General features: G+C 73.7%; 24 protein-coding genes. 16 read left to right on the plus strand and 8 right to left on the minus strand.

The annotated features are described in order from the left end of the window. Positions 1-209 precede the first annotated feature (209 nt). Both MID12_RS07950 and MID12_RS07955 read left to right on the plus strand, forming a co-directional pair. Positions 210-1664 carry an amino acid permease gene (locus MID12_RS07950; protein WP_263172970.1) on the plus strand — a complete coding sequence of 485 codons (1455 nt, stop codon included), beginning with the start codon at positions 210-212 and terminating at the stop codon, positions 1662-1664. Between the two features lie 108 nt (positions 1665-1772). Continuing rightward, a complete protein-coding gene (locus MID12_RS07955) occupies positions 1773-2630 on the plus strand; it encodes a GNAT family N-acetyltransferase (RefSeq protein WP_263165639.1) in 858 nt (285 codons plus the stop codon). Between the two features lie 56 nt (positions 2631-2686). On the opposite strand, the gene MID12_RS07960 is transcribed toward MID12_RS07955, so the two are convergent. Further along, a complete protein-coding gene (locus tag MID12_RS07960; protein ID WP_263165642.1) occupies positions 2687-3559 on the minus strand; it encodes a putative protein N(5)-glutamine methyltransferase in 873 nt (290 codons plus the stop codon). Positions 3560-3976: 417 nt separating this feature from the next. On the opposite strand from MID12_RS07960, the gene MID12_RS07965 reads away from it, so the two are divergent. Next, positions 3977-4195 (plus strand): hypothetical protein, encoded by a 219-nt coding sequence (locus MID12_RS07965; RefSeq protein ID WP_145945116.1) that lies wholly within the window; start codon positions 3977-3979, stop codon positions 4193-4195. A gap of 266 nt (positions 4196-4461) precedes the next feature. Here the strand turns inward: MID12_RS07965 and MID12_RS07970 are convergent, their stop codons facing one another. Further along, positions 4462-5628: a Ku protein gene (locus MID12_RS07970; RefSeq protein ID WP_263165644.1), complete on the minus strand. Its 1167-nt coding sequence runs from the start codon at positions 5626-5628 to the stop codon at positions 4462-4464. Between the two features lie 125 nt (positions 5629-5753). On the opposite strand from MID12_RS07970, the gene ligD reads away from it, so the two are divergent. The 11 genes from ligD to MID12_RS08025 all read left to right on the plus strand — a co-directional run bounded on the left by ligD (position 5754) and on the right by MID12_RS08025 (position 16276). Further along, complete coding sequence (ligD, locus tag MID12_RS07975; protein ID WP_263165647.1) at positions 5754-6635, plus strand: non-homologous end-joining DNA ligase; 882 nt, start codon at positions 5754-5756, stop codon at positions 6633-6635. A 225-nt stretch (positions 6636-6860) separates the two neighbouring features. After that, complete coding sequence (locus MID12_RS07980) at positions 6861-7385, plus strand: SRPBCC domain-containing protein (protein WP_263165650.1); 525 nt, start codon at positions 6861-6863, stop codon at positions 7383-7385. Positions 7386-7673: 288 nt separating this feature from the next. Next, positions 7674-8105, plus strand: a complete 432-nt coding sequence (locus MID12_RS07985; RefSeq protein ID WP_040248377.1) for an SH3 domain-containing protein — start codon at positions 7674-7676, stop codon at positions 8103-8105. Positions 8106-8157: 52 nt separating this feature from the next. Beyond that, a complete protein-coding gene (locus tag MID12_RS07990; protein ID WP_263165652.1) occupies positions 8158-9666 on the plus strand; it encodes an FtsW/RodA/SpoVE family cell cycle protein in 1509 nt (502 codons plus the stop codon). Next, entirely contained in the window at positions 9663-11129 is a 1467-nt protein-coding gene (locus tag MID12_RS07995; protein ID WP_263165653.1) for a penicillin-binding transpeptidase domain-containing protein, read from the plus strand. The genes MID12_RS07990 and MID12_RS07995 overlap by 4 nt, the downstream gene beginning before the upstream one ends. A gap of 163 nt (positions 11130-11292) precedes the next feature. Next, positions 11293-11814 carry a DUF3291 domain-containing protein gene (locus MID12_RS08000; RefSeq protein WP_263165655.1) on the plus strand — a complete coding sequence of 174 codons (522 nt, stop codon included), beginning with the start codon at positions 11293-11295 and terminating at the stop codon, positions 11812-11814. Positions 11815-11846: 32 nt separating this feature from the next. Further along, positions 11847-12638, plus strand: coding sequence for a Clp protease N-terminal domain-containing protein (locus MID12_RS08005; RefSeq protein WP_263165656.1), 792 nt, complete (start codon positions 11847-11849; stop codon positions 12636-12638). Between the two features lie 230 nt (positions 12639-12868). Beyond that, positions 12869-13798, plus strand: a complete 930-nt coding sequence (locus tag MID12_RS08010; RefSeq protein WP_040248382.1) for an AurF N-oxygenase family protein — start codon at positions 12869-12871, stop codon at positions 13796-13798. A 70-nt stretch (positions 13799-13868) separates the two neighbouring features. Further along, complete coding sequence (locus MID12_RS08015; RefSeq protein WP_040248385.1) at positions 13869-14594, plus strand: TetR/AcrR family transcriptional regulator; 726 nt, start codon at positions 13869-13871, stop codon at positions 14592-14594. Positions 14595-14667: 73 nt separating this feature from the next. Then, complete coding sequence (locus MID12_RS08020) at positions 14668-14946, plus strand: hypothetical protein (protein ID WP_263165659.1); 279 nt, start codon at positions 14668-14670, stop codon at positions 14944-14946. A 193-nt stretch (positions 14947-15139) separates the two neighbouring features. Beyond that, positions 15140-16276, plus strand: a complete 1137-nt coding sequence (locus tag MID12_RS08025; protein WP_263165661.1) for a C40 family peptidase — start codon at positions 15140-15142, stop codon at positions 16274-16276. 90 nt (positions 16277-16366) lie between these two features. On the opposite strand, the gene MID12_RS08030 is transcribed toward MID12_RS08025, so the two are convergent. Genes MID12_RS08030 through MID12_RS08050 form a run of 5 tightly spaced genes read right to left on the minus strand, consistent with a single transcriptional unit; the run spans position 16367 to position 22355 of the window. Then, positions 16367-17632, minus strand: a complete 1266-nt coding sequence (locus MID12_RS08030) for a styrene monooxygenase/indole monooxygenase family protein (protein WP_263165663.1) — start codon at positions 17630-17632, stop codon at positions 16367-16369. A gap of 50 nt (positions 17633-17682) precedes the next feature. Further along, positions 17683-18339, minus strand: coding sequence for a GTP-binding protein (locus MID12_RS08035; RefSeq protein WP_040248391.1), 657 nt, complete (start codon positions 18337-18339; stop codon positions 17683-17685). Next, positions 18320-18721 (minus strand): DUF742 domain-containing protein, encoded by a 402-nt coding sequence (locus MID12_RS08040; protein ID WP_040248393.1) that lies wholly within the window; start codon positions 18719-18721, stop codon positions 18320-18322. Before MID12_RS08040 ends, MID12_RS08035 begins: the two co-directional genes overlap by 20 nt. Continuing rightward, positions 18718-19260 carry a roadblock/LC7 domain-containing protein gene (locus MID12_RS08045; RefSeq protein WP_397914505.1) on the minus strand — a complete coding sequence of 181 codons (543 nt, stop codon included), beginning with the start codon at positions 19258-19260 and terminating at the stop codon, positions 18718-18720. The genes MID12_RS08040 and MID12_RS08045 overlap by 4 nt, the downstream gene beginning before the upstream one ends. Continuing rightward, positions 19257-22355, minus strand: a complete 3099-nt coding sequence (locus MID12_RS08050) for a nitrate- and nitrite sensing domain-containing protein (protein ID WP_263165666.1) — start codon at positions 22353-22355, stop codon at positions 19257-19259. The genes MID12_RS08045 and MID12_RS08050 overlap by 4 nt, the downstream gene beginning before the upstream one ends. A 463-nt stretch (positions 22356-22818) precedes the next feature. Here MID12_RS08050 and MID12_RS08055 point away from each other — a divergent pair, with 463 nt between their 5' ends. Beyond that, entirely contained in the window at positions 22819-23607 is a 789-nt protein-coding gene (locus MID12_RS08055) for a protein phosphatase 2C domain-containing protein (protein ID WP_040248397.1), read from the plus strand. A 34-nt stretch (positions 23608-23641) separates the two neighbouring features. On the opposite strand, the gene MID12_RS08060 is transcribed toward MID12_RS08055, so the two are convergent. Further along, a complete protein-coding gene (locus tag MID12_RS08060) occupies positions 23642-24163 on the minus strand; it encodes a MarR family winged helix-turn-helix transcriptional regulator (protein ID WP_078844823.1) in 522 nt (173 codons plus the stop codon). Positions 24164-24393: 230 nt separating this feature from the next. On the opposite strand from MID12_RS08060, the gene MID12_RS08065 reads away from it, so the two are divergent. After that, positions 24394-25233 (plus strand): lysozyme, encoded by an 840-nt coding sequence (locus tag MID12_RS08065; RefSeq protein ID WP_040248401.1) that lies wholly within the window; start codon positions 24394-24396, stop codon positions 25231-25233. Positions 25234-25287 lie beyond the last annotated feature (54 nt).

A 25287-nucleotide genomic window follows, 5' to 3' on the forward strand; every position in this document is an offset into this window, starting at 1 on the left:
CCGGCGGGCCGCCGACCGCGTTGTCCCGCCGGGCGGTTCCCGTCCCCGTGCTCCCCCAAGTCCCGGAGTCCTCCGGCCCCACCCGGCGACTCCTCCGTCCCCCACCCCCCAGAAAGGTCGCGGCCGTGTCCGAGCGCACCACCCGCCGCACGCAGGCAGCACCCCCCACCGCATCGGCGACCCTCGACGACGATGCGACGCTGCATGCCATGGGATATCCGCGGAAACTCACACGGCGTTTCCGCGCATTCGACAACTTCGCCATCTCCTTCACCATCATCAACATCATCTCCGGCATCTTCTCCTCCTTCGGAATGGGGATGAACGCGGGCGGCCCGCGCATTCTCGTATTCGGCTGGATCGGCGTCTCGGTGATGGTGCTCTTCGTCGGTGCGGCGATGGCGGAAATCGCATCCGCCTATCCGACGAGCGGGGCGCTCTACTTCTCCGCGGGCAAACTCGCGAAGAAGCACAAGGGCGCCTGGTCCTGGTACACGGGCTGGCTCAACTTCGTCGGCCAGATAGGCGGCACCGCGGCCACCGGCTATGCCGCGGCCACCTTCATCCAGGCCTATGTGTCGATGCAGTGGTCCTCGTACCACCCCACGCTCCAGCAGACCGTGCTCATCACCGCGGGCATCCTGGTCGTACAGGCGCTCGCCAACACCTACACCGTGCAGCTGGTGGCGATCCTGAACCGGATCTCGGTGTGGTGGCTGCTCGTCGGCATGGTCATCATCGTGACCACCCTGATCGTGGTCCCCGACCAGCACCAGTCGGCCGGTTTCGTGACGCACTACGCCAACAACACCGGCTTCGAGAACGCGATTTACGCGGGAATGCTGGGCCTGCTCGTCACCAGCTGGACTTTCACCGGCTTCGACGGCAGCTTCCACATGTCCGAGGAGACGGTCAAGGCAACGGTCAACGCCCCCAAGGGAATTGTGCGGGCGATCGGCTATTCCGCGGTGACCGGCCTGCTCCTCATGCTCGCCCTCGTCTACGCGATCCGCGACTACGGCAAGGAGGCGGGCGCCGACGCGCCACCGGTCCAGGTGCTCATCGACGCCCTCGGCACCGGCACCGCGAAAATGCTGCTGCTCATCGTCATCGGCGCGATGCTCTTCTGCGGACTGGCGAACATGACCAGCAACACCCGCCAGATCTTCGCCTTCTCGCGGGACGGCGCCATGCCGGGCTCCCGCCTGTGGCACTCCGTCTCGCCCCGCACCCGCACCCCCGTCAAGGCGGTCTGGCTGGCGGCGGCCTGCTCACTGGTCCTGGTGATCCCGGGCTGGTGGTCCCACGTCGCCTTCTCCGCCGTGGTCAGCGTCAACGTGGTCGGGCTCTTCCTCGCCTACGCGGTGCCGATCTTCCTGCGGCTGCGCCTCGGCGACGCCTTCCAGCCCGGCCCGTGGAACCTGGGCCGCTGGGGGAAGCCGGTGGCCGCGATCGCGGTGCTGTGGATCGTGTTCAGCAGCGTGCTGTTCATGCTGCCGCAGGTCTCCCCGATCGACGCGACCTCCTTCAACTACGCCCCGATCGCCCTGGCCGTGGTCCTCACCATCGCTACCGTGTGGTGGTTCGCCACCGCCCGCAGGCGCTTCCAGGGTCCGGTCAGCTACGGCCGCCCGGACGAGGTCGCCGCCATGGACCTGATCTGAGCAACTGCCCCTCATAGAACCCTGATCCGGGGCGGGCACGGCCGGTCTCCCCGCCGGTCGTGCCCGCCTCCGCGCGAGGACCGCGCCACCGCCCGAAAGGCAGCCCCCATGCAGCCGACGCACCCCGAACTCACCCTCAGCCGCGCCCGTCTCGACGAGTGGCACCAGATCGCCGACTGGGCCGCCGAGGAGCAGTGGAATCCGGGCCTGCGCGATGTGCACGGCTTCCACCCCACCGACCCGGAGGGCTTCTTCGTCGGCAGGAGCGGCGGGCAGCTCGTCTCGGCCGTCTCCGTCGTCAACTACTCCGCGCGCTTCGCCTTCCTCGGCTACTACCTGGTCCACCCCGAGCACCGCGGCCGGGGCCTCGGCCTGCGCACCTGGCGGGGCGCCTTCCCGCACGCGGGCGCGCGCGTGGTCGGCCTCGACGCGGTCCCCGCGCAGACCGCCACCTACCGGCGCTCCGGCTTCCACCCCACCTACGAGAACGTCCGCTACGCGGGGCGCCCGGCACTCTCCGGCACGCCCCACCCGGACGTGCACCCGGTGGGCCCCGAGCACCTGGGCGCCCTCGCCGCCTATGACGCGCGCTGCTTCCCCGCCGAGCGCGCCTCCTTCGTACGGCGCTGGCTCACCGCCGAGGGGCACCACGCCCATGTGCACCTGCGCGAGGGCGAGGTCGCGGGCTACGGGGTGCTGCGCCCGGCCCGCGCGGGCCGCCGGGTGGGACCGCTCTTCGCCGACAGCCGGGAGGGCGCCGAAGCCCTCCTCGACGCCCTCGCCGCCCACCTGGGACCGGAGGAGGAGCTGTGGATCGATGTGCCCGAACCCCGCACCGAGGCCGTGGAGTCGGTGACCGCCCGCGGCCTGACCCCGCGCTCGGTGACCACCCGGATGTACACCGACCCGGCACAACCGCCGCACCTGGAACGGGTCTACGGCGTGACCAGCCTCGAACTGGGCTGAGCTGTGGGGGAGTTCTCGAACCGCCTTGACCCGCAGGGCAGTTGACTCCAGGGCAGTTATGACCGCGGCCGGGTCCCCACCACCACGGTGGCCTGCTCCTCCGCGTCGCTGTGCACCTCGGCCGTGAGCCCGCCCTCGGTGAACAGCCGGGCGGCCCGGGCCGATTGGCGGGCGCCGGTCTCCACCAGGAGGACGCCGCCGGGAGCCAGCCACTCCCGGGCCGAGCCGCTCACCCGGCGCAGCACGTCGAGTCCGTCGCCGCCGCCGTCGAGCGCGGTGAGCGGCTCGTGCTCGCGTGCCTCGGCGGGCAGCAGCGGGACCTCTCCGGAGGGTACGTACGGGACGTTGGCGAGGAGGATGTCGATCCGGCAGCGCAGGGCTCCGGGCAGCGCCTCGTACAGGTCCCCCTGGTGGACGGTGCCGCCCACCGGGGCGAGGTTGCGGCGGGCGCAGTCGACGGCGGCGGCATCGATGTCAGCGGCGTGCAGTGCGGCCGCGCCGAGCGCGGTGGCGAGGGCGAGGCCGAGCGCGCCCGAGCCGCAGCAGAGGTCGGTGACCAGGGCGCCGGGGCGGCCGAGCGCGAGGGCGCGGTCCACCAGGTACTCGCTGCGCCGCCGCGGCACGAAGACCCCGGGCCCGACCGCCACCCGCAGCCCGCGGAACTCGGCCCAGCCCAGGACGTGTTCGAGGGGCAGCCCGGCGATCCGGCGCCGCACCATCGCCTCCAGGGCGGCCGCGTCCGGGGCGGCGGCGGTCAGCAGCGCGGCCTCGTCCTCGGCGAAGACGCAGCCGGAGGCACGGAGACGGGCGACGAGGGCGGGGTCCGGGACGGGCTCACGCTCCGGGACCGGCGGCCGGCTCCGGACGGGCGGTACGGGAGAGGGGTCACCGGGGCCGGGAACGGGGCCGCGGGACGGGGAACCTGACATGAGAAGAGCGGGGCCTTTCGGACGGACGAAGGGCGCTCCCGGGTTCACCCGCGGTGCGGGGATCCCTGTGCCGTCCCGAGGCGCGAGGTCCTGGGGCGTGAGCACCCTGCCTGACGTGCGTTGATGGGGCTCACCTCCTCGGTCGTCGATCGGACGGGCCACAGTAGCAGGAGCCGCCGCGCGGGGCGCACCCCCCAGAGCCCTTGCCCGAGGCGCCCTCCCGGCAACCGTCCGCCGCCTCCTCGAACGCCGTACGAAGGCCGTATCACGGGCCCGGCCGCGCACTGGTTCAACCAATAGGCACCCCCGGGCCCCGATGGCGTATACGTGGAGGAAGTCCCGGGCACTGCCCCGACGGATCCCGGACAGCGGACCGTGAGCGGCAGTGCGCGAGCCGTCAGCACCGAAGGAGTTCGTATGACCCGCTGGGATCGTCTGAACCCGATGAGCCACCCCAACCGCCCGCCGCGTACCGCCGCCGAGCTGGCCGTCGCCGAGGTGGAGGCGGTCGAGGTGGAAGCCGTGGAGTCCCGGGAGGGCGGCTGGTCCCTCCCCGCCCGCGGAGCCGTCCAGGACCTCACCCCGCCGGGCACCGGCACCCCCGAGCGGACCCAGGAGGAAACCGACCCGCGGTGAGCGGAAGCGGTCCCTGACCCGGGCCGCCGCCGGGCACCTCCCGCCCGGCGGCGGCCTTCCGCGTACGGCCACTCGTACCAGCACTCGCACACGCGCCTCCCGCCCCCGGCGGCGGACCCTCGCGCACAGCCGCCACTCGCGTAGGCGCATCCGCTCCGGGCCCCACCATTCGCGTAACGCATCCCGCGTCGGGCCCCACCAGTCGCCTGAGCGCATGCCGCTCCGATCGGCAGCCACGCGCGCAACGCATCCCGCGCCCGATGCGGCTACGAGGCCTTGCGCCGTGAACTCGTCTTCTTCGCCGTCGACTTGGCGGAGGCGGAGGACTTCGCCGGTTGCCGGGCGGCGGACTTCGTGCCGGCCGCGGACTTCGCCGCCGTCTTGCCCGCCGTCTTCTTGGCGCCCTGCCGGGAGGCCGAACTCCCCGACTGGGCGGTCTTCTTGGCCGCGGTGGTACCCGAACCTGCCTTGGCCGTCGACTTCTTGGCGGGCGTCTTCTTCGCCGCCTTCTTCGCGGTGGAGGTGGACTTCTTGCCGCCGACCTCCTTGGGCCGGGCCGGGGCGGACCGCCGGGCGGTGGCGGAGCCCTCGCCGGACTCCCGCGGCAGCCGCCGCACCTCGGCCATCTCGGCCGCGGACCCGCCGCCGCCCTCCCCGCGCGCCTCCTGGGCCGCCCGTACCGAACTCTGCAGCGCCGACATCAGGTCGATGACCTTGCCGCCCTTGCGTTCGGCGGCCGGTGCCGGGGCGAGGGCCTCGCCGCCCGCCTTGGCCGCGATCAGTTCCTCGACGGCCTCCCGGTACTCGTCGTGCAGGCTCGCCAGATCGACCTCGCCGAGGGTGTCCATCAGGGCGTCCGCCAGGTCGAGTTCGGCCTCGCGCACGGTGACCTCGGCGTCCGGGGCGACCCCCTCGGTGGTGCGGATCTCGTCCGGCCACAGCAGCCCGTGCATGGCGATGACGTCGTCGACCACGCGCAGCATCCCGAGCCGCTCGCGGCCCCTCAGGGCGAACTTGGCCACCGCCACCTTGCGGCTGCGCTTCAGCGCCTCGCGCAGCAGGGTGTACGGCTTGGTCGCGGGGGCTCCGTTGGCCGCGAGGTAGTAGGCGGCGTCCATCTGGAGCGGGTCGATCCGGTCGGCCGGGACGAAGGCGACGATCTCGATGGTCTTGGCGGTGCTCAGCGGCAGCGCGGACAGCTCCTCCTCCGAGATCGGGATGATCGAGCCGTCGACGTCCTCGTAGCCCTTGCCGATCTCGGACTGGGTGACCTCGCGGTCCTCCAGCTCGCAGACCTTGCGGTAGCGGATGCGGCCGCCGTCCTCGGTGTGGATCTGCCGGAACGAGACATTGTGGTTCTCGGTGGCGTTCACGACCTTGATCGGGATGCTGACCAGGCCGAAGGAGATGGCGCCGTTCCATATGGATCGCACGATCTGACACCTTTGCTGGAGGGCCCGCCGGGGACCGCGCACCGGTCCCGTACGGGAGTGACCACCCGGGGGGCTTTTCTCCCGCTTCGATGGGCTTGGCTCGGCTTTCGTGGGATTCTCATCGTATGACGCCCATCACGGAGGTGGAGGGGCGACGGCTGGCGCTCAGCAACCTCGACAAGGTCATCTATCCGGCGCGCCACTTCACCAAGGGCGAGGTGGTCCACTACTACGCGAGCGTGGCGGGCTCGCTGCTCGCGCACCTGTACAACCGGCCGGTGTCCTTCCTGCGGTTCCCGGACGGGCCCGAGGGGCAGCGGTTCTTCGCGAAGAACGTGCCGCCGGGTACGCCCTCCTGGATCAGGACCGCCGAGGTGCCGCACTCCGACGGGCCCGCGCGGCAGGTCCTCGTACAGGATCTGGCGACCCTGGTCTGGTCGGCCAATCTGGTGACGGAGTTCCATACGCCCCAGTGGCAGGCGGACGCCCACGGGATCGCCGACCGGCTGGTCCTCGATCTCGACCCCGGGGCGCCCGCGAGCGTCGTGGAGTGCTGCGAGGTAGCGCTCTGGCTGCGCGAGCGGCTTGCCGCCGACGGCATCGAGGCCTTCGCGAAGACCTCCGGGGCCAAGGGCCTGCACCTGCTCGCGCCGATCGAGCCGACCCCCTCGGGCGAGGTCACCGGCTACGCCAAGGGGCTCGCGGTGGAGGCGGAGCAGGCGCTGCCCGGGCTCGTCACGCACCGGATGACCAAGAGCCTGCGGCCGGGCCGGGTGTTCGTGGACTTCAGCCAGAACGCGGCGGCCAAGACCACCGCCACCCCGTACACCCTGCGGGCGCGGCCCGAGCCCTCCGTCTCGGCGCCGGTCACCTGGGAGGAGGTGGCCGACTGCCGGGACGCCGCCCGGCTGCACTTCCTGGCCGACGACATCCCCCCACGGCTCCAGGCCCACGGCGACCTGCTGGCCCCGCTGTTCAACCCGAACCGCGCCCGGCCGCTGCCCTGAGACCGGAGATCCGGGACCCCGCCCCCTCCCGAGCCCCGCGACTCACAACCCACAACCCCGGGAACCCGCAACTCCGGGACCGACAACCTGAGACCCACAATCCGCAATTCACAACCCGCACTCCACGACCCACAGCCCGGGACCGGGTACAGAGACCGGGTACGGACACCGGCTCGCGCGGCACCCGCCCGAGCCCCCACCCACCCCCACGTGAGGAACCCCTTCATGAGCGAGAACGGCAAGGCGCGCCGCACCACGGACGGGCCCACCGAGCCGGGACCGGACCGGGAACCGGCCGCCCCGGCGGACCGGATCGAGCGGGAGGTCCGCATCGCGGCGCCCATCGAGCGGGTCTGGGCGGTGCTCACCGAACCCGGGCACGTCGGCGAGTGGTTCGGGCAGGGGGCGCCCGCCCAGATCGATCTGCGCCCCGGCGGGATCATGCAGGTGGACCACGGGAGCGCCGGGCAGTTCCCGACGAAGATCGTGAAGGTCGATCCCCCGCAGCACTTCGCCTATCTGTGGGCGAGCGGCTATCCGGGCGACATCGCGGTCCCCGGCAACGCCACCCTGGTCGAGTTCACCCTGGCGGCCGAGGGCGAGCGCACCCTGCTCCACCTCACCGAGAGCGGCTTCACCGAGGTGCCGCTGCCGCCGGAACACCCGGAGGCCTCGTACGAGAGCCATGCGGCGGGGTGGAACGAGCTGATCGAGGTCCTGCGGACGTACGCGGAGCGCACCGGGCGGTGAGGGCGGGCCCGACCGGCGGCCGGGGCAGGCGCGGCGGCGGGCCGGGGGATCCGAACCGAGGGCCATGCGGGCGATTTCGGCGGGACGGGGCGCGCGGCAGCGGGGAGGGGAGCGGTCGACCGCAGTTGCCCAGGTGCCCAACTCGCCCTGCCTGAAAGGCGATTGAGCCGCCCTGCCGGTGCGCCACCCCACCCCTGAGTACGCAGAGTGATCTTTTGCGCACATTATGTGGACGTTTTAGTGTGAACCTGCTCATATCACCCTCGAACTCCTTCCTCTGGAGGACACATGTCTGTGCGGTCTCTCGCGCACCGAATCGCCATAACTGCCGCCGCCGGCGCCCTCACGGCCGTCGCCGTGACCGGCTCCGCCTTCGCGGCCGGTGCGGACCCGCAGCCGGTCGGCGAGGACTCGCTGCCGGGCGTCACGAACCAGCTGCCCTCGGACCACACGGCCGAGACGCAGTGGTCGCCGGACTCGCACCGCTACTACAAGGGCCGGGTCATCGCCCGCAGCGGACTGCTGCTGCGCGAGGCCCCCACCCGCAGCAGCGACGTGATCGGCTCCAAGCCCTACGGCGCCTACGTCCACATCTACTGCAAGACCAAGGGCGACAACGTCGACGGCAACTGGCGCTGGTACCTCCTCGCGGACGGCACCTGGGCCTGGGCCTCGGCCCGCTACATCGAGAACATCGGCCCGGCCCCCCGCTGGTGCTGACCCACCCCCACAGAACAGGACATAGCGTCCGGTGCTTGCTACGTTCCCCGGCATGACCGGAACGACGGCGGGCGCGGCCCCCGAGGCCACGCGCCGCCCTCCCCGGGGCCGCGGCACCGAACTCGGTCTGACCGTCCTGGCCGTTCTTCTCCCGGTCTACGGCTACTGCGCCGTGGGCCTGGCGAAGAACGGCACCCTCCCGCCCGGCGCCGCCGGTTACGGCGCCGGGCTCGGTGCGTTCGCCCTCCTCGCCCATCTGGTCGTGCGCCGGCGCGCCCCGTACGCCGATCCGCTGCTGCTGCCGATCGCCGTGCTCCTCAACGGACTCGGCCTGGTGCTCCTGTTCCGCCTCGACCTGGAGACGCCGGACCACCGGGCGGCGCCCGCGCAACTCGTCTGGTCCACCGTCGGCATCGCCCTCTTCCTCGTGGTGCTCCTGCTGCTGCGCGACCACCGGGTGCTGCGGCGCTACGCCCATCTGAGCGTGCTCACCGCCCTCGCGCTGATGCTCGCCCCCGTCTTCTTCCCCGCGGTCAACGGCGCCCGGATCTGGATCAGGGCGGGCGGACTCTCCCTGCAGCCGGGGGAGTTCGCGAAGGTGCTGCTCGCCGTCTTCTTCGCCGCGCACCTCGCCGCCGGGCAGCAGGCCCTGGTCCACACCGGGCGGCGGTTCGGCCCGCTGCGGCTGCCCACCGGGCGGGTGCTCGGCCCGGTGCTCACCGTCTGGCTGCTCAGCGTCACGGTGCTGGTCCTCGAACGCGACCTCGGCACCTCGCTGCTCTTCTTCGGCCTCTTCGTGGTGCTGCTCTACGCGGCCACCGGGCGGATCGGCTGGATCGCCGCCGGTCTGCTGCTCGCCTCCGCGGGCGCCTGGCTCGTCGGACGCTACGAACCGCATGTGCACGCCCGGATCACCGAGTGGCTGCACCCCTTCGCCTCCATCGAGGCGGGCGAGGGCCCCGGGCAGCTCGCCCAGTCGCTCTTCGCCTTCGGCGCGGGCGGGGTCACCGGGACCGGGCTCGGCCTCGGCCACTCGGTGCTCATCGGCTTCGCCGCCAAGTCCGACTTCATCCTGGCCACCGTCGGCGAGGAACTCGGTCTCGCCGGGCTCTCGGCCCTGCTGCTGCTCTACGCGCTGCTCGTGGAGCGCGCCTACCGGGCGGGCCTCGGCCTGCGGGACGCCTTCGGGCGGCTGCTCGCCACCGCCTTCGCCGCGGTGCTCGCCCTCCAGGTCTTCGTGATCGCGGGCGGGGTGACCGGACTGATCCCGCTGACCGGCATGCCGATGCCCTTCCTCGCCCAGGGCGGCTCCTCGGTGGTCACCAACTGGGTGATCGTGGCCCTCCTGGTCCGGATGAGCGACTCGGCCCGGCGGCCCCGGACCGCGGCCGACGCGACGGCCGATGCGACAACCGACACGACGGCTGACACGACAGCCGACACGGCGGCCGCCGAGAAGACCGCCCCCGGACCCGTCCCGGCCACCACCGCAAAGAGCGCCCCCGAGTCCGCCCCCGCGCCCCGCCCGCTCGCCGCGCACGCGGAACCGGACGCCCCATGACCCGGTACATCCGCCGGGTGGCCCTCTGCTGCCTGCTGCCGCTGCTCGCGCTGCTGGTCAACGCCGGGCGGCTGCAACTCGTCGAGGCCGGCTCACTGGAGGCCAACAGCGCCAACCGCCGCGCGGGCATCGAGCGCTACCAGCAGCCCCGCGGCGAGATCCTGGTCGCCGGGCGCGGCATCACCGGCTCCAAGGACACCGGCGAGAACCTGCGCTACGAACGCACCTACCGCGAGGGCCCGTTGTACGCCCCGGTCACCGGCTTCGACTCCCAGACCTACGGCAGCAGCCTCCTGGAGAACGCCGAGGACGCCGTGCTCTCCGGCACCGACCCGGCCCTCGCGCCCTTCGGCTCGCTCGCCGCGCTCGCCGGGGCGGACCCGGGCCGCAGCCCCGGCGGGCGGGTGTTCACCACCCTCGATCCGGCCGCCCAGCGCGCCGCTTTCGAGGGGCTCGGCGACCGCAAGGGCGCCGTCGCCGCCCTCGACCCCTCCACCGGCCGCATCCTCGCCCTCGTCTCCACCCCCTCGTACGACCCGGGTGCGCTCTCCGGCACCAGCGCCTCGGTGGGGCGCAGGTGGAAGCGGCTCGAAGCCGACCCGGACCAGCCGATGCTGAACCGGGCCGTCCGGGGGACCTATCCGCCCGGCTCGACCTTCAAGGTGGTCACCGCCGCCGCGGCCCTGGACGCGGGCCTGGTCCGGGACCTGGACGCGCCGACCCGCTCCCCCGACCCGTACCGGCTGCCGGGTTCCGACCGGCTGCTCGGCAACGAGGCGCGCGGCTGCCGGAACGCCTCGCTGCGCTATGCCTTCGCCTGGTCCTGCAACACCGTCTTCGCCCGGCTCGGCGTACGGACCGGGCTGCCCGCGATGAGCCGCACCGCCGGGCGCTTCGGCTTCGACGACGCCTCGCTGCGCATCCCCTTCCCGGTCGCCCCGAGCACCTTCGACACCGGGATGGACCGGGCGCAGCTCGCGATGTCCGCCATCGGGCAGTTCGACACCCGGGCGACCCCCTTGCAGATGGCGATGGTCGCGGGGGCGGTCGCGGCGGGCGGCGCGGTGAAGCCGCCGTACCTGGTGGACAAGGTGACCACCGGCGAGGGGCGCACGGTGCGCAGGACCGCCGGTGCCCGGGCCCGGCAGGCGATGACCCCGGCCACCGCGCGGCGGCTGGCGGAGCTGATGACCACGGCGGTCGAGGAGGGCAGCGGCAAGAAGGCGCGGATCCCCGGGGCGACGGTCGGCGGCAAGACCGGCACCGCCCAGCACGGCGTCGCCAACTCCGGTACGCCCTATGCCTGGTTCGTCTCCTGGGCGCAGAGCGAGGCCGGAGACGCGCCGCCGGTCGCGGTGGCCGTGGTGGTGGAGGACGCGGCGGCCGACCGCGCGGAGATCAGCGGCGGCGGCAGCGCGGCACCGATCGCCCGGGCCGTCATGGAAGCGGCACTCGGGCGCTGAACCGCCGCGCGCCGCACGCCAGTTGCCGCCACGCGCTGCCAATTGCCCGCCGCACGCTGCCTGTTACCACCGCCGCCCGTCTGCTGCCCGAAGCCTGCCGCGGGATCTTCTCAGCTTCCGGACCGGGTCCGGGTCCCGCCCGGCGTCCGCCTATCGTGCCGCCATGGCAGCCGAGAGCACACCCTTCGAACTCGCCCAGATCAATATCGCCCGCCTCAAAGCCCCGCTGGACTCACCGCAGTTGAAGGACTTCTCCGACAACCTCGACCCGGTGAACGCGATCGCCGACGCCGCGCCCGGATTCGTCTGGCGGCTCCAGGGCGAGGGCGACGACGCCACCGATCTGCGCCCCTACGAGGACGAGTGGATCATCGTCAACATGTCGGTGTGGCGGGACCCGGAGTCCCTGACCGCCTTCATGTACCAGGGCACGCATCGCGAACTCCTCGCCCGCCGCAGGGAGTTCTTCGAGCGGCTGGACGAGGCGGTCACCGCCCTGTGGTGGGTGCCCGCGGGGCATCTGCCGACCGTCACCGAGGCGCGGGAGCGCCTGGACCACCTGCGCGCCCACGGCCCGCACCCGTACGCCTTCACCCTGCGCGCCACCTTCCCCGCACAGCAGGCCGCGCCCCTCGCCCCGGAGCGGGCGGACCACGAGACCCCGGAGGGCGCAACCCAGGGTTGACACCTCGCGGCATGTCAACTTACGGTTGACACATGACCGAACCTGCCCGCATCACCAGCCAGGTCCGTCTGGACGACCTGATCCAGGCCATCAAGACGGTCCACACCGACGTACTGGAACAGCTCACCGACGCCGTGGTCGCCGCCGACCACCTCGGCGAAGTGGCCGACCACCTCATCGGCCACTTCGTCGACCAGGCCCGCCGCTCGGGCGCCTCCTGGGCCGAGATCGGCCGCAGCATGGGGGTCACCCGGCAGGCCGCCCAGAAGCGCTTCGTACCGAAGGACCCGGGCGAGGCACCGGCCCTCGACCCGAACCAGGGCTTCGGCCGCTTCACCCCGCGCGCCCGCAACGCGGTGGTCGCCGCGCACCACGAGGCCCAGTCCGCCGCGCACGCCGAGGTACGCGCCGAGCACCTGGTCCTCGGCCTGCTCGCCGAGCCGGAGTCGCTCGCGGTGCACGCGCTCACCTCCCAGGGCGCCACGGTCGAGCAGCTCCGCGGCGCGGCCACCGACGCGCTGCCGGGCCCCGCCGAGAACCCGCCGGAGCTGATCCCGTACGACGCCGGGGCGCGCAAGGTCCTGGAGCTGACCTTCCGCCAGGCCCTGCGCCTCGGACACAACTACATCGGCACCGAGCACCTGCTGCTCTCGCTCCTGGAACACGAGGACGGCAGCGGGGTCCTCTCCGGTCTCGGCGTGGACAAGGACCGCGTCGAGGCCGAGGTGACCGCCCTGCTCGACCAGTTCACGGCCGCCGTCGGCCAGAGCACGAAGGGAGCCGCCGGGACCTCCGGCACGACACAGACCGGCCCCGGGGACTGAGCCGCCCCGGCCCGCCCCTCCGCACCCTCCCGCCCGACCGTCCACCCCTCGGCCGCCCCCGCCTCCGGCACCCCGGAGCCGGGGGCGGCCCTCGTGCGCCGCGGCCCCGCTCCCCGGGCGTTCAACAAGTCCCGCACAGGGGATTGACGGCCTTGCTGACAAGCAGTCTTATAAGGCGGAGACCTCCGCGGTCCCGAGAGCCCGAGTACCCGTACGAAGAGGTGTCGACGATGACCACCGTGCCCGAGTCCGTGCTGCTCAGGGACGCCCTCGGCCTGCTGAAGGACCGCGAGGAGACCGCGCTGCGCCTGCTCGACTCCTCCGCCCGGCACTCCTTCGACCCCGACCGCGAACTCGACTGGGACGCCCCGCTGGAGGACGGCAAGTGGTTCTGGCCGCCGGAGCTGGTCTCGCTCTACGGCACCCCGCTGTGGAAACGGATGTCCGAGGAGCAGCGGCGGGACCTCGCCCGGCACGAGGCGGCCTCGCTCGCCTCGCTCGGCATCTGGTTCGAGGTCATCCTCATCCAGCTCCTCGTCCGCCACATCTACGACAAGTCGCTGACCAGCAGCCATGTGCGGTACGCGCTCACCGAGATCGCCGACGAGTGCCGCCACTCGATGATGTTCGCGCGCATGATCCACAAGGCCGGGGTGCCCGCGTACCCGGTCTCGCGGCTCAACCACAATCTGGCCAGGATCCTCAAGACGGTCTCCACCACCCCCGGCTCCTTCGCCTGCACCCTGCTCGGCGAGGAGATCCTCGACTGGATGCAGCGGCTGACCTTCCCCGACGAGCGGGTGCAGTCCCTGGTCCGCGGGGTGACCCGCATCCATGTCATCGAGGAGGCCCGCCATGTCCGGTACGCGCGCGAGGAGTTGCGGCGCCAGATGGCGACCGCGCCCGCCTGGGAGCGGCAGCTGACCATCCTCAGCGCCGGTGAGGCGGCCCGCGTCTTCTCCGTCGCCTTCGTCAACCCGCAGGTCTACGCGAACGTCGGCCTGGACCGCCGGGAGGCCGTCGCCCAGGTCAGGGCGAGCGGCCACCGCCGCGAGGTGATGCAGGCCGGCGCCCGGCGGCTGACCGACTTCCTCGACGACATCGGCCTGCTGCGCGGCGTCGGGCGCCCCCTGTGGCGCAGCTCCGGGCTGCTCGGCTGAGCCGCCGCCCGTGGCCGGGACCCGAAGGGCGCGCCACTGCCCGGCCCCGAAGCCGGTTACGCTGCCTGGCATGACCTCGGCAGCCACCCCGCGCGCCTACCGGCGGCTCAGCGTCGAGGACCGGCGCGCCCAGCTCATCGACACGGCGCTCCAGCTCTTCGCCCACCGCGCACCCGAGGACGTCTCCCTCGACGACGTCGCCGAGGCCGCCGGGGTCTCGCGCCCGCTGGTCTACCGCTACTTCCCGGGCGGCAAGCAGCAGCTCTACGAGGCCGCCCTGCGCAGCGCCGCCGACGTACTGGAGCAGTGCTTCGCGGAGCCCGAGGAGGGCCCGCTGATGCAGCGCCTGTCCCGGGCCCTGGACCGCTATCTGGCCTTCGTGGTCGGGCACGACGCCGGGTTCAGCGCCCTGCTCCAGGGCGGCAGCGTGGTGGAGACCTCCCGGACCAGCGCCATCGTGGACGAGGTGCGCCGCGCCGCCGCCGAGCAGATCCTGCGCCACCTCGGCGTCACCGATCCGGGCCCGCGGCTGCGGATGGCGGTGCGGATGTGGATCACCGCGGTGGAGGCCGCCTCGCTGATCTGGCTGGACGAGGGCAAGGACCCCTCGGTCGAGGAGCTGCGCGACTGGCTGGTGGAGAACCTGGTGGTGCAGCTGGTCACGGCCGCGGGCCGGGACGAGCAGATCGCCGAGATCGTGGGGTACGTCCTGTCCCTGGAGGAGCCCGGCGGCGTGATACCCCGGCTCGCGCAGCGCATCCTGCCGCTGGTGGAGGCGGCGGCGGAACTGGGGTGAGCGCCCGGCCCCGGGCCCTGCGGTGCCCGGGCCCGCGGGTCCCGGCCCCGGGCCCTTCGGCCACACTGGCGGGGTGAAGAGCGAAGACACCCCCTTCTTCGGCGGCCCCCTGGACGGCCGGGTGCTGCCGGTGCTGCTCGGCCCCACCGGTCACCCCCCGAAGACGTACCGGGTCCCCGTCCCGCACCCCGAGGGCGGCGAGCCCACCGTCCTCGTCTACCAGCGGGTGGCCGCACCGCCGAGCCCCCGCCTCGGACTGCACCGCGGCTGGCGCTACGAGTACGACCCCGAGGGCGATCCGCGCGGCGGCCCGAAGTGGCCGTGGACCAGGCGGCGGCGGGGACGGGACTGAGCCCACGGGCCGCCCGGATCCGCAAGCCCGGACCGCCCCGCGCTGCGCCACCCGTGGGCGCGCCCCCGCGTCCGGCACCCCTGGGCGGGTGAGCTGTCCGCCCGTGCGGGCCCCAAATCCACCTCCGCGCGCCCTGCCCGGCGGATGCTCGCGGTTGTGGGGCGGACGCTCCGTCCCGCACGGAGGTGATCAGGTGTCAGGCAGACATGTGCGCTGGGTCTGCTCGGCCGCCACCGCGGGGCTGGTGGCCGGTGCGCTCGCCGCCGCGCCCGGGACGGCCGGGGCGGCGCCCCGGGTGCCGGGGCCCGGCGAGAGTTCGGTGGCCGGGCTGCTCACGGAGCTGCAGGGCCTGTACCGGCGTACCGAGCAGGCGAACGAGCGCTACCACACCGCGGCCGAACGCCTGAAGCGGCAGCGGGCCAAGGTCAGGGGGCTCGACCACAAGCTGTCGGCGACGCGGTCCTCGCTGCACCGCGGCCGGGCGGAGGCGGGGCGGCTGGCCCGGGTGCAGTACCAGGGGCACAGCGGGCTCTCCCCGTATCTGCGGCTGCTGCTCGCGGGCGATCCGCAGCGGGCGCTCGACGAGGGCCATGTCATCGGCCGGGAGTCCGCGCGCCGGACCGCCGCCGTCGAGCGGCTGACGCGCGACGCGCACAAGGCGGCCGGTCTGCGCGGCAAGGCCCGCAAGGCGCTCGCCAAGCAGAAGCGGCTCGCGGAGCGGCAGAAGCGCCAACGGGACGCGGTACGGGGCCAGTTGCAGCAGGTGGAGGAGCTGCTCGCCGGGCTGAGCCCGCAGGAGCTCTCCTCGGTCTCGCAATTGGAGCGCGCGGACGCGGCCAGCGCCCGCGGCTCCCTGGTCACCGCGGGCGCGCTCAGCGGCTACCGGCCGCCCTCCAAGGCCGGGGCGCGGGCCCTGTCGTACGCGGTCCGGCAGATCGGCAAGCCCTACCAGTGGGGCGCGACCGGGCCCGGTGCCTTCGACTGCTCGGGGCTGACCTCGCGGGCCTGGGCGCACGCGGGGCGGCCGCTGCCCCGCACCAGCCAGGAGCAGTGGGCGCGCCTGAAGCACCTCGCGCTCTCCGAACTCCGCCCGGGCGACCTGGTGTTGTACTTCCCCGGCGCCACCCATGTGGCCCTCTACCTGGGCGGCGGCATGGTGGTGCAGGCACCGCGGCCGGGCGCGGCGGTGAAGGTCTCCCCGCTCGGCTCGAACCCGGTGCTCGGCGCGGTCCGCCCGGACCCGGAGAGCAGGCCGCTCACCGGCTGGCACCCGCCGAAGCTGCCGCCGGGCGCCACCGCGGGCTCGGACGCCGGGTTCCGGGGGCTGTGAGAGGGGCGGGGCCGCGAGCGGTACGGGTGCGCGCGGCCCCGCCGGATCAGCCCGATGAGCGGAGGGGCCCGATGAGCCGGAGCGGCCGGATCAGCCGAGTGCGGCGGCGGTCTCGGTGAGGTAGGCCTCGGTCTTCTCCGGCTCGAAGAAGAAGTTCTCGAAGTCGGCCGGGTCGTTGAAGCCGCGGGCGAACCGGTCGGCCACGGGCGGGAGTTGGCCCGCGGCGCCGATCAGGGAGAGGACGTGCGGGGGCGGGGCGGCCAGCATCGCGTTGCTCCACTTGGTGACGTGCCGGGCGCTGTCCCAGTAGCGGGCGAAGGTGGCCCGCATCCACTCCTCGTCGAACTCCCGGTCCCCGTGCTCCAGGATCGCCTCCAGGTACACCGCCGCGCAGACGGCCGCGGAGTTGGCGCCCTGCCCGGTGATCGGGTCGTTGGCGACCACGACGTCCGCCACCCCGAGGACCGCGCCGCCGCCGGGCAGCCGCCCGACGGGGTTGCGCACCGTGGGCGTGTACCGCCCGGCCAAGGTGCCGCCCTCATCGGTGAGTTCGACCCGGGTGGCGCGCGCGTACTCCCAGGGCGTGTAGCGCTCCATCAGGCTCAGGGTCAGCGCCAGGTGCTCCGCGGGGTCGGTGACGGTGCCGAAGACGTCGAGCGGGCCGCCGGGGATGCCCTCCCAGAAGAGGATGTCGGCGCGGCCCGAGGTGGTCAGCGTCGGCATCACGAACAGCTCGCCGACCCCGGGCACCAGATTGCAGCGTACGGTCTCGGCGTCCGGGAGTTCGGGCCGGTGGCCGAGGCCGTGCACATAGGAGACGGCCAGCGCCCGCTGCGGGGTGCGGTACGGGGAGCGCTCGGCATCGCGCGCGAAGAGCGAGACCAGCTCGCCCTTGCCCGCGCAGACGAGCACCAGATCGTGGCTGCGGGTGAAGAAGTCCAGGTCGGAGACGGCGGCGCCGTGCACGACGAGTTGGCCGCCGCGCTCGGTGAAGAGCTCCGTCCAGCCCGCCATCTTCAGCCGCTGGTCGACCGACTGGGCGAAGCCGCCCAGGTCGCCGACCCAGTCGACGGCCCGCGTCAGGGGCCCCTCGGGGTCGTCCTCGGGCGGCGGCCCGGCGACCGAGACACCGAGCCCGGTGATCTTCGGGGCCTGCTCCTCCCAGAGGTTGAGCCCGAGCGCCCGCTCGTGCGCGAGGGCGCGCGGGAACATGCACTGGGTGGACATCACGCGTCCGGTCCGGATCTCGTCCGCGGTCCGGTTGGACATCAGGGTGACCTCGTACCCGTGCGACTGGAGTCCGAGGGCGAGTTGGAGTCCGGACTGACCGGCTCCGACGACAAGTATCTTGCGCATGCGGGGTGTTCTCCTCCTGCCGCTGGGTGGCGGGGTCGCGTCCGGCGCCGCTATACGGGGGCGGGTTCCGGGCTCTGCTCGTAGGCGTGCCCGACCAGGGCGAGCAGCGTCTCGACGACCGGGGCCCGCTTGCGCGCGTCCATCACGAGCAGCGGCACCTCCGCGGGCACCGAGAGCGCCTCGCGGACGTCGGCGACGGCGAACTCCTCGGTCCCCTCGAAGTGGTTGACGCCCACCACGTACGGGAGTCCGCTGCGCTCGAAGTAGTCCAGGGCGGGGAAGCACTCGGTGAGCCTGCGGGTGTCGGCGAGGACCACCGCGCCTATCGCGCCGCGCACCAGGTCGTCCCACATGAACCAGAAGCGCTCCTGGCCGGGTGTGCCGAAGAGGTAGAGCACCAGGTCCTGGTCGAGGGTGATCCGCCCGTAGTCCATGGCGACCGTGGTGGTGGTCTTCAGCGGGACCGCGCTCACGTCGTCGGTGCCCTCGCCGGCCTCGGTCATCAGGGCCTCGGTCTGCAGCGGGGTGATCTCCGAGACCGTGGTGACCAGGGTGGTCTTGCCCACCCCGAAGCCCCCCGCGATCACTATCTTGGTCGCGGTGGGCGCCCGGCTGCGGTCCAACTGCCAGGCCTGGACCTGGCCTTCGTCCTCCACTTCGCCCAAGGCGCCCTCGGCGGCGGCGAGTTCAGAGACGGCGGAGTCCATCCAGCACCCTTTCCAGCAATGCGCGGTCCGGCTGTCCCGGGCCGTGACCGGTACCGTACACACGGATCTTGCCCTGGTCGGCGAGATCGCTCAGCAGGACCCTGACCACCCCGAGCGGCATCTTCAGGAGCGCGGCGACCTCGGCCACCGTACGCATCCGGCGGCAGAGCGCGACGATGGCCCGCATCTCCGGCATGACCCGGGTGGAGAGGTCCCCGCGGACCAGCTCGGGGCGCTCCGGCGGGGCCTCCAGGGCGGCCACGAAGGTCTCCACGAGCAGGACGTGCCCGAAGCGGGTCCGCCCCTGGGTGAGCGAGTAGGGACGCACCCGGGCGGGCTTGCGGTTCCGGCCCCGGCTCGGCAGCCCCCGGGCACCGGTCACTGCGCGTGCTCCATCGACTGCCGCAGCTCGCTGCGGAGTTCGGGGGTCAGCACATGTCCGGCCCGGCCCACGAAGAGCGCCATGTGGTACGCGACCACACTCATGTCGCAGTCCGGGGCGGCGTGCGCGCCGAGCAGCGAGCCGTCGCTGATGGCCATGATGAACAGGCTGCCCTCGTCCATCGCGACCATGGTCTGCTTGACGCCGCCGCCGTCCATCAGGCGGGCCGCCCCGATGGTGAGGCTGCCGACCCCGGCCACCAGGGTGGCGAGGTCCCCGCTGGAGTCCTTGGGGCCGGGCCTCGCCTCCGGGGCGCCGGTCTTCGGCTGCTCGCCGAGGAGCAGGTCCGAGGAGAGCAGCAGCAGCCCGTCGGAGGAGACCACCGCGACCGAACGCAGCCCCGGCACCTCCTCGACCAGATTGGTCAGCAGCCACTGCAGATTGCGCGCCTCGCTGCTCAGTCCCGGCTCCGGCCGCGGCTCGCGGGCCGCCGGACCGGATGAGCGGCCGGTGCGGGGCGTACGCATGGGAGCGGTCAACTGGTTCCCTCCTCGACTGGGTCCCCCGGTCCTTGGGCCTCACCGGTCTCCCCGGCGATCTCGGCGTCCGCGTCCCGTCTCCCGGCGAGCGCGCCCCGGTGGAAACCACCGAGTCTGCGGCGCAGTTCCTGCGGGTCGACACCACCGGACCTCGGCTGCGGAACCGGCACGGGCTCCGCGGCCTTCGGCGTCCGCCTCGGCAGCCCCTTGTCCGTCAACTCGTCCCAGGGCGCGGGCTCGGGGCCCATTGCGGGGAGCGGGGTCGCGTACGGGGCGGGCGGTGCCTCGTCCGGGGCGGACGGCTGCTCCTCGTGGGGGGCCGACTGCTCCCGGTGGGAGGCGGGCGGCTGTTCCTCGCGGAGGGGTTGCGGCTGTTCCGCGGCGGGGCGCGGCTGCTCCTCGTGGGAAGCCGGTGGGGCGTCCGCGGGGGCCGTCGCCTCGTCCTCGGCGCGCTCGTGCCGGTCGGGACCGATCGCGTACGGGTCCGTGCCGGAGTGCGGGCCGGGCTCGGGCGCGGGGCGCGAGGCAGGGGCGGGCTCCGGCGCGTACGCGGGGGCGGGCTCCGGCGCGGGCTCCCGTACGTACGCGGGATCGGGCTCCGGCGCGGACTGCCGTACGTACGCGGAGGCGCGCCCGGGTACCGGCACGGGCGCGGGGGTGCGCTCGGGTTCGGGTGCGGGCTCCGGAGCCGGGGCGGGCTCCGCGGCGGTGGCCTCCTCGGAGGCCCGCACGGCGCGCTCCGCGGCGGCGATCAGGGGGTCGTCGCCCTGCGCGGACGGTCCGGGCGGGGTGTCCCCGGCAGCGGCGCCCTCCGCGGGCTCGGCCGGTTCGGAGGCCGGGCCGGATTCCGGGCCAGCTTCCGGGCCGGATTCCGGAACCGGGACCCCTTCCGAGGCCAGGGCCGGGGCAGATTCCGAGGCCAGGACAGGTTCCGAGGCCGGAGCCGGGACAGGTTCCGAGGCCGGGTCGGGCAGGTCCTGTCCGGCCGTGGTGTCCGAACGCCCGTACAGCGCGTTGGAGTTGGCCTCCGCCTCGGAGCCCGGGAAGCGTACGGCGGAGGCCGCGCCCGGGGCCGGGGCGTCGGCGGGGGCGGCGGGGGCGGCGGGGGCCTCGGTGAAGACCGCCTTGGGGAGGACGAGGACGGCGGCCACCCCGCCCTCCTTCTGCTCCCGCAGCTGCACCCGGACCCCGTGCCGGTGGGCGAGGCGCCCGGCGACGTACAGGCCGAGGCCGAGCCCGCCCTCCGGGTCCTCGCCCTCGGCCCTGACGTACGGGGACTCGGGGTCGAAGCCGACCAGGCGGGCGTTGAGGACGCGCAGGCGCCCGGCGCTCGCGCCGATGCCCTCGTCCACGGCGGAGAGCATGAGGTCGCCGTTCTCCAGGAGCTGGCCGGAGATCTCCACCGGGGTGTCGGGCGGGGAGAACGCGGCCGCGTTGTCGAGGAGTTCGGCGAGCAGATGGCTCAGGTCGTCCGCGGCGAAGCCCGCGATGTGGGCGTGCGCGGGCAGCGCGGTGATCCGGACCCGCTCGTAGCGCTCGATCTCGCTGACCGCCGCGCGCACCACGTCGACCAGGGGCACCGGGCCCGGGTCCTGCTGGCGGTGGTCGGCGCCCGCGAGGATCAGCAGGTTCTCGCTGTGGCGCCGCATCAGGGTGGCGAAGTGGTCCAGCTTGAAGAGGGTGGCGAGCCGGTCCGGGTCCTGCTCGCGCTCCTCCAGCCTCTCGATGGCGCCGAGTTGACGCTCGATCAGGCCGAGGGTGCGCAGCGCCAGGCTGACGAAGGTGGCGTGGATGCTGTGCTCCATCCCCTCCAGCCTGGCGGTGGACTCGCTCAACTTCCCGCGCAGTTCCTCGCGTTCCTCGGCGAGCATCTGGCGCTGGCCGATCAGGTGGCGGCGCTCGCCCTCCAGGGTGCCGAGGCGCTCGTGCAGGGCGACGGCGTGCGCGTGCAGGGCGTTGACGGAGGCCACGATCTGGGCGAACTCGTCGTTCCTGCCGGTGAAGCGGACCGGCTCCTCGGTCTCGGGCTCCCCCGCGAGCCGGGCGGAGCCGAGCCGCAGTACCGCGAGCGGCCGGGTCAGGGAGCGGAAGGTGGCCATCGCGAAGCCGGCCGCGAGCAGCAGGCAGGCACCGGCCAGGGCGATCCGGATCTCCAGGGCGGTGACGTCCTCGTCGCGCAGGGCGGCGAGATCCTTGCTGCGGCGGACGTTGAGGGCCGACTCGGCGCCGCGCATCAGCTCGATCCTGGCGCGCAGCACGGCGTCGGTCCGGCCGGGGTCCAGGGCGAGTTCGGCGGCGGAGAGGGCGGGCTCGTCGGTGAGGCGGCCGAGCAGTTGCTCCGCCTCGGTGACGCCGTCGCCGGTGACGGCCGAGTCGTAGGAGCGCAGCGCCTCCTCGGGCGCCGTCTCGCGGAACTCGGCGAGGGCGGTACCGGAGCGCAGATGCGCCTCGCGGGCCGCCTCGGTGAGGGTGCGGCGCTGCGCGCGGTCGGCCTTCTGCTCCGCGTAGCGGGTGACCGGCGCCCCGGTGACCGGGTCGAGGGTGGTGATCTTCGTGCCGCGCGGGACGGCGAGGGCCGCGCCGAGCAGTCCGCGGGCGGCGGAGGTCTGCGCCACGGCGGTGTCCAGCTCGGCCAGGGCGTGCGAGCCGCTGGGCGCGCGCCCGGGCAGCTGCTCCGCGAACCGCTCGGCGAGGGCGTGGAGTTGGGCCAGCGGCCGGGCGTAGGCCTGGTGCGCCTGGAGGGCGGTGGTGCCCTCGGCCCGGGCGGTCTCGCGGGCCCCGGCGACGGCGCCGAGGGCGCGGGCGAGGGCGGCCGGTGCCTCCGGGCGCAGTTCGGCGAGGCGCCGGTCGACCCGGTCGCGGTGCTCGGCGGTGGGGGCCTCGGCCGACCGGCCCGCGGCGAGGCGGGCGGTCTCGGCGTCGCGCTCCTCGGCGAGGGCGTGGGCCAGGGCGAGGGCCCCGGCCAGCTGTTCGGAGCCGGTCACCGCCTGCTGGGAGTCGCTCAGCCTGCCGGTCGCGTCGGCGATGCCCGGGGCGGCGGCCCCCGCGACGGCCGCGGCGACCACGGCGACGGCCACCACCAGGCGGTTGCGCACCCGGGCGGGCCGCTTCGCGGGTGTGGCGGGGGAAGGGCTGATGTCCCCGGGCGAGGACGCCGTGGCACCCTTTGGCCGAGGCCGCTTCTTCTGCACCGGTGCTCGCATTCCTGACTCGTCCGCCACTCGGCCCGGGTGACGGTCCGTCCACTGGCGTGCCCCACCCGGTAGGGCACCCGACCCTTCCAGTGCCTGCGGGCGGCGGACGCACATCGCCTCCCCGGCCACCGGAAGGAGTGAACATCGAGCCGGAGTTGACGGGCAAATTCCCCCTGCACACTCCGTGGGCACCTGCGCACCCTCGGGTGGACTGCGCACGCGGGCTTTGGCAGGATGCGCCACCACCGACGACACGGAAGAGATCATTCCGGGCCAATTCCGGCGGCTGACCTGTGCGGACACCGGATCCGGCCGTCGGGTACACGCCATCTCGGCCGGGTGGCGGCTCGGGCAGACTTGAGCCATGCGCATCGAACTCGCGAGCCGTCCGGGGACCGCCGGCCGCCCCAACGAGGACTACCTCTCGATCGCCGTGCCCGCTTCCGGACTGGGCGGAGCCCTGGTCCTCCTCGACGGGGTGACGCCCCCGCCCGGGGACGACGGCTGCCTGCACTCGGTGCCCTGGTTCACCGCCCGGCTCGGCGGCGCCCTCGGTGAACTGTCGATTTCCCGCCGGGAGTTGGAGCTGCGCGAGATCCTCGCCGCGGCCATCGCCCGTACCGCCGAAGCGCACTCTCTAACCTGTGACCTTTCTCACCCTCGCACCCCCCAGGCCACCGTGGTGCTCGCCCGCTGGGACGAGGAGCGTCTGGAGCACCTCGTCCTCTCCGACTCCGCCCTGCTCCTGGAGGCCCCGGACGGCGAGGTGAGCGCGGTACTGGACGACCGGATCGCGCGCCTGCCGGGGGCCAGCCTCGCCTCGGCCGCGGTGGCCGACGCGACGGTGCGCAACAAGGAGGGCGGCTTCTTCACCGCCGCCGCGGACCCGGCGGTCGCGGCCCGCGCGGTGGCCGGGCAGCTGCCCCGCGCCCGGGTGCGCGCCCTCGCCGCGCTCAGCGACGGCGCGAGCCGCTGGGTGGAGACCTTCCGGGAGGGCGACTGGCGCGCCTGCTTCGCCCTGCTCCGCAAGGAGGGCGGCGAGGCGCTGATCGACCGGGTGCGCGCCCTGGAGACCGCCGACGCCGAGCAGCGCCTGCGTCTGCGCCGCAGCAAGACGCACGACGACGCGGCGGTGGGCTTCGTGGAGTTCTGAGCGCCCCGCGCCCGCTCCGGCGGCGCTCCCCGTCCTAGTCCTGCTCCTCGCCGTCCGAGTTCAACCGCCCGATCAGGCGGGCGAGTTCGGCGACCTCGGCCCGGTCCCAGCCCGCCATCTGCCGTACGTAGCGGGCGCGCCGGGCGTCGCGTACCGCGCGGAAGCGGGAGCGGCCGGTCTCGGTGAGGTCGACCAGCCAGGCCCGGCCGTCCGCCGGATCGGGGGCGCGGGCGACGATGCCGAGGTCCTCCAGGGCGCGCAGCTGGCGGCTCATGGTCGCCTTGCCGACGCCGATGAAGGCGGCGAGCGCGGTGGCGCGCTGCGGGCCCGACTCCTCCAGGCGCTGGAGCAGTCCGTAGGCCGCGGGCTCCAGGTCGGGGTGCACCTGGCGGGCCATCTCGCCCGAACGGGCCCGGGCCCGGCGGAAGAGCAGCGTCAACTCGCGTTCCAGGTCCAGGAATTCGTGGTCCACACCAGTTTCCGTCCCGGTCTCGCTCGCCTGATTGCCGCCTTCGGGCCTTCGAAGGTTCTCGTACTCGTGCACGTCAGCGCCCATCCTGGTCGGTACTCGGGGATCCGGGTCCTGAAAGTTTCCGCCACCGGCCCGGCGTCGCCGCAGCTCGGTCAGTATTTCGCAGGCGTAGACCAACGGCAGCGCCCAGGCCCCCTTCCCTGCCGGGGTCTACGTGCGTAGCGTCCCCGGTGACATGCCACCGACAACATCAGGTGGTCCCCCCACTGGGCTCGTCCTCTCCCGAGCCCCGCCCGATCTTCCGGAGGCACGCGATGTTCGTGCGCAGATCCCGTTTCGCCCGCCGTACCCGCCTCGGCGTGTTCGGCGCCCTGCTCGCAGCGCTCTCCCTGCTGCTCACCCTCCCCGCCACCGCGCAGCCCGCGCCCGCGGACACGCCCGCCGCCCCCGAGCGCGGCGACGCCCACCTCGGCATGGGCGTCCTCGCCCACGACGGGCAGGGCGGCCGGCCCGGCGGCTCGCTCGCCGCCACCACCGAGGGTGTCGACGTCAGCGGCCACCAGGGCAGCGTCGACTGGGGCGGGCTCTGGAACAGCGGGGTGAAGTGGGCCTATGTGAAGGCCACCGAGAGCACCACGTACCAGAACGAGTCCTTCACCCAGCAGTACAACGGCTCGTACGACATCGGCATGATCCGCGGCGCCTACCACTTCGCCACCCCGGACACCGCGAGCGGCGCCGCCCAGGCCAACTACTTCGTGGACCACGGCGGCGGCTGGTCCAAGGACGGCAGGACGCTGCCCGGCGTGCTCGACATCGAGTGGAACCCGTACGGCGAGGCCTGCTACGGCATGGCCGGGGCCCCGATGGTCAACTGGATCGCGGACTTCCTGAACACCTACAAGGCCCGCACCGGACGCGACGCCGTGATCTACACGGCCACCAGCTGGTGGACCCAGTGCACCGGCAACTCCGCCGCCTTCGGCGCCACCAACCCGCTGTGGATCGCCCGCTACAACACCGCCCCCGGCGAGCTGCCGGCGGGCTGGGGCACCCACACCATGTGGCAGTACACCTCCACCGGCCCGATCGTCGGCGACCACGACCAGTTCAACGGCGCCCTGGACCGCGTCGTCGCCCTCGCCAACGGCTGATCCCCGGCTCCTCCCCCGGGTCCCGGCCCCCACACCGCGGCCCCGCCCCTGACG

It is taken from the genome of Streptomyces sp. SCSIO ZS0520 (genome assembly GCF_025643355.1).
Lineage (GTDB): Bacteria > Actinomycetota > Actinomycetes > Streptomycetales > Streptomycetaceae > Streptomyces > Streptomyces physcomitrii.

Bases quoted from the DNA above. Each gene is read 5' to 3' on its own strand.
- MID12_RS07950 (WP_263172970.1), top strand. From the start codon at position 210: ATGGGATATCCGCGGAAACTCACACGGCGTTTCCGCGCATTCGACAAC.
- MID12_RS07955 (WP_263165639.1), top strand. From the start codon at position 1,773: ATGCAGCCGACGCACCCCGAACTCACCCTCAGCCGCGCCCGTCTCGAC.
- MID12_RS07960 (WP_263165642.1), bottom strand. From the start codon at position 3,559: ATGTCAGGTTCCCCGTCCCGCGGCCCCGTTCCCGGCCCCGGTGACCCC.
- MID12_RS07965 (WP_145945116.1), top strand. From the start codon at position 3,977: ATGACCCGCTGGGATCGTCTGAACCCGATGAGCCACCCCAACCGCCCG.
- ligD (WP_263165647.1), top strand. From the start codon at position 5,754: ATGACGCCCATCACGGAGGTGGAGGGGCGACGGCTGGCGCTCAGCAAC.
- MID12_RS07980 (WP_263165650.1), top strand. From the start codon at position 6,861: ATGAGCGAGAACGGCAAGGCGCGCCGCACCACGGACGGGCCCACCGAG.
- MID12_RS07985 (WP_040248377.1), top strand. From the start codon at position 7,674: ATGTCTGTGCGGTCTCTCGCGCACCGAATCGCCATAACTGCCGCCGCC.
- MID12_RS07990 (WP_263165652.1), top strand. From the start codon at position 8,158: ATGACCGGAACGACGGCGGGCGCGGCCCCCGAGGCCACGCGCCGCCCT.
- MID12_RS07995 (WP_263165653.1), top strand. From the start codon at position 9,663: ATGACCCGGTACATCCGCCGGGTGGCCCTCTGCTGCCTGCTGCCGCTG.
- MID12_RS08000 (WP_263165655.1), top strand. From the start codon at position 11,293: ATGGCAGCCGAGAGCACACCCTTCGAACTCGCCCAGATCAATATCGCC.
- MID12_RS08005 (WP_263165656.1), top strand. From the start codon at position 11,847: ATGACCGAACCTGCCCGCATCACCAGCCAGGTCCGTCTGGACGACCTG.
- MID12_RS08010 (WP_040248382.1), top strand. From the start codon at position 12,869: ATGACCACCGTGCCCGAGTCCGTGCTGCTCAGGGACGCCCTCGGCCTG.
- MID12_RS08015 (WP_040248385.1), top strand. From the start codon at position 13,869: ATGACCTCGGCAGCCACCCCGCGCGCCTACCGGCGGCTCAGCGTCGAG.
- MID12_RS08030 (WP_263165663.1), bottom strand. From the start codon at position 17,632: ATGCGCAAGATACTTGTCGTCGGAGCCGGTCAGTCCGGACTCCAACTC.
- MID12_RS08035 (WP_040248391.1), bottom strand. From the start codon at position 18,339: ATGGACTCCGCCGTCTCTGAACTCGCCGCCGCCGAGGGCGCCTTGGGC.
- MID12_RS08055 (WP_040248397.1), top strand. From the start codon at position 22,819: ATGCGCATCGAACTCGCGAGCCGTCCGGGGACCGCCGGCCGCCCCAAC.
- MID12_RS08060 (WP_078844823.1), bottom strand. From the start codon at position 24,163: ATGGGCGCTGACGTGCACGAGTACGAGAACCTTCGAAGGCCCGAAGGC.
- MID12_RS08065 (WP_040248401.1), top strand. From the start codon at position 24,394: ATGTTCGTGCGCAGATCCCGTTTCGCCCGCCGTACCCGCCTCGGCGTG.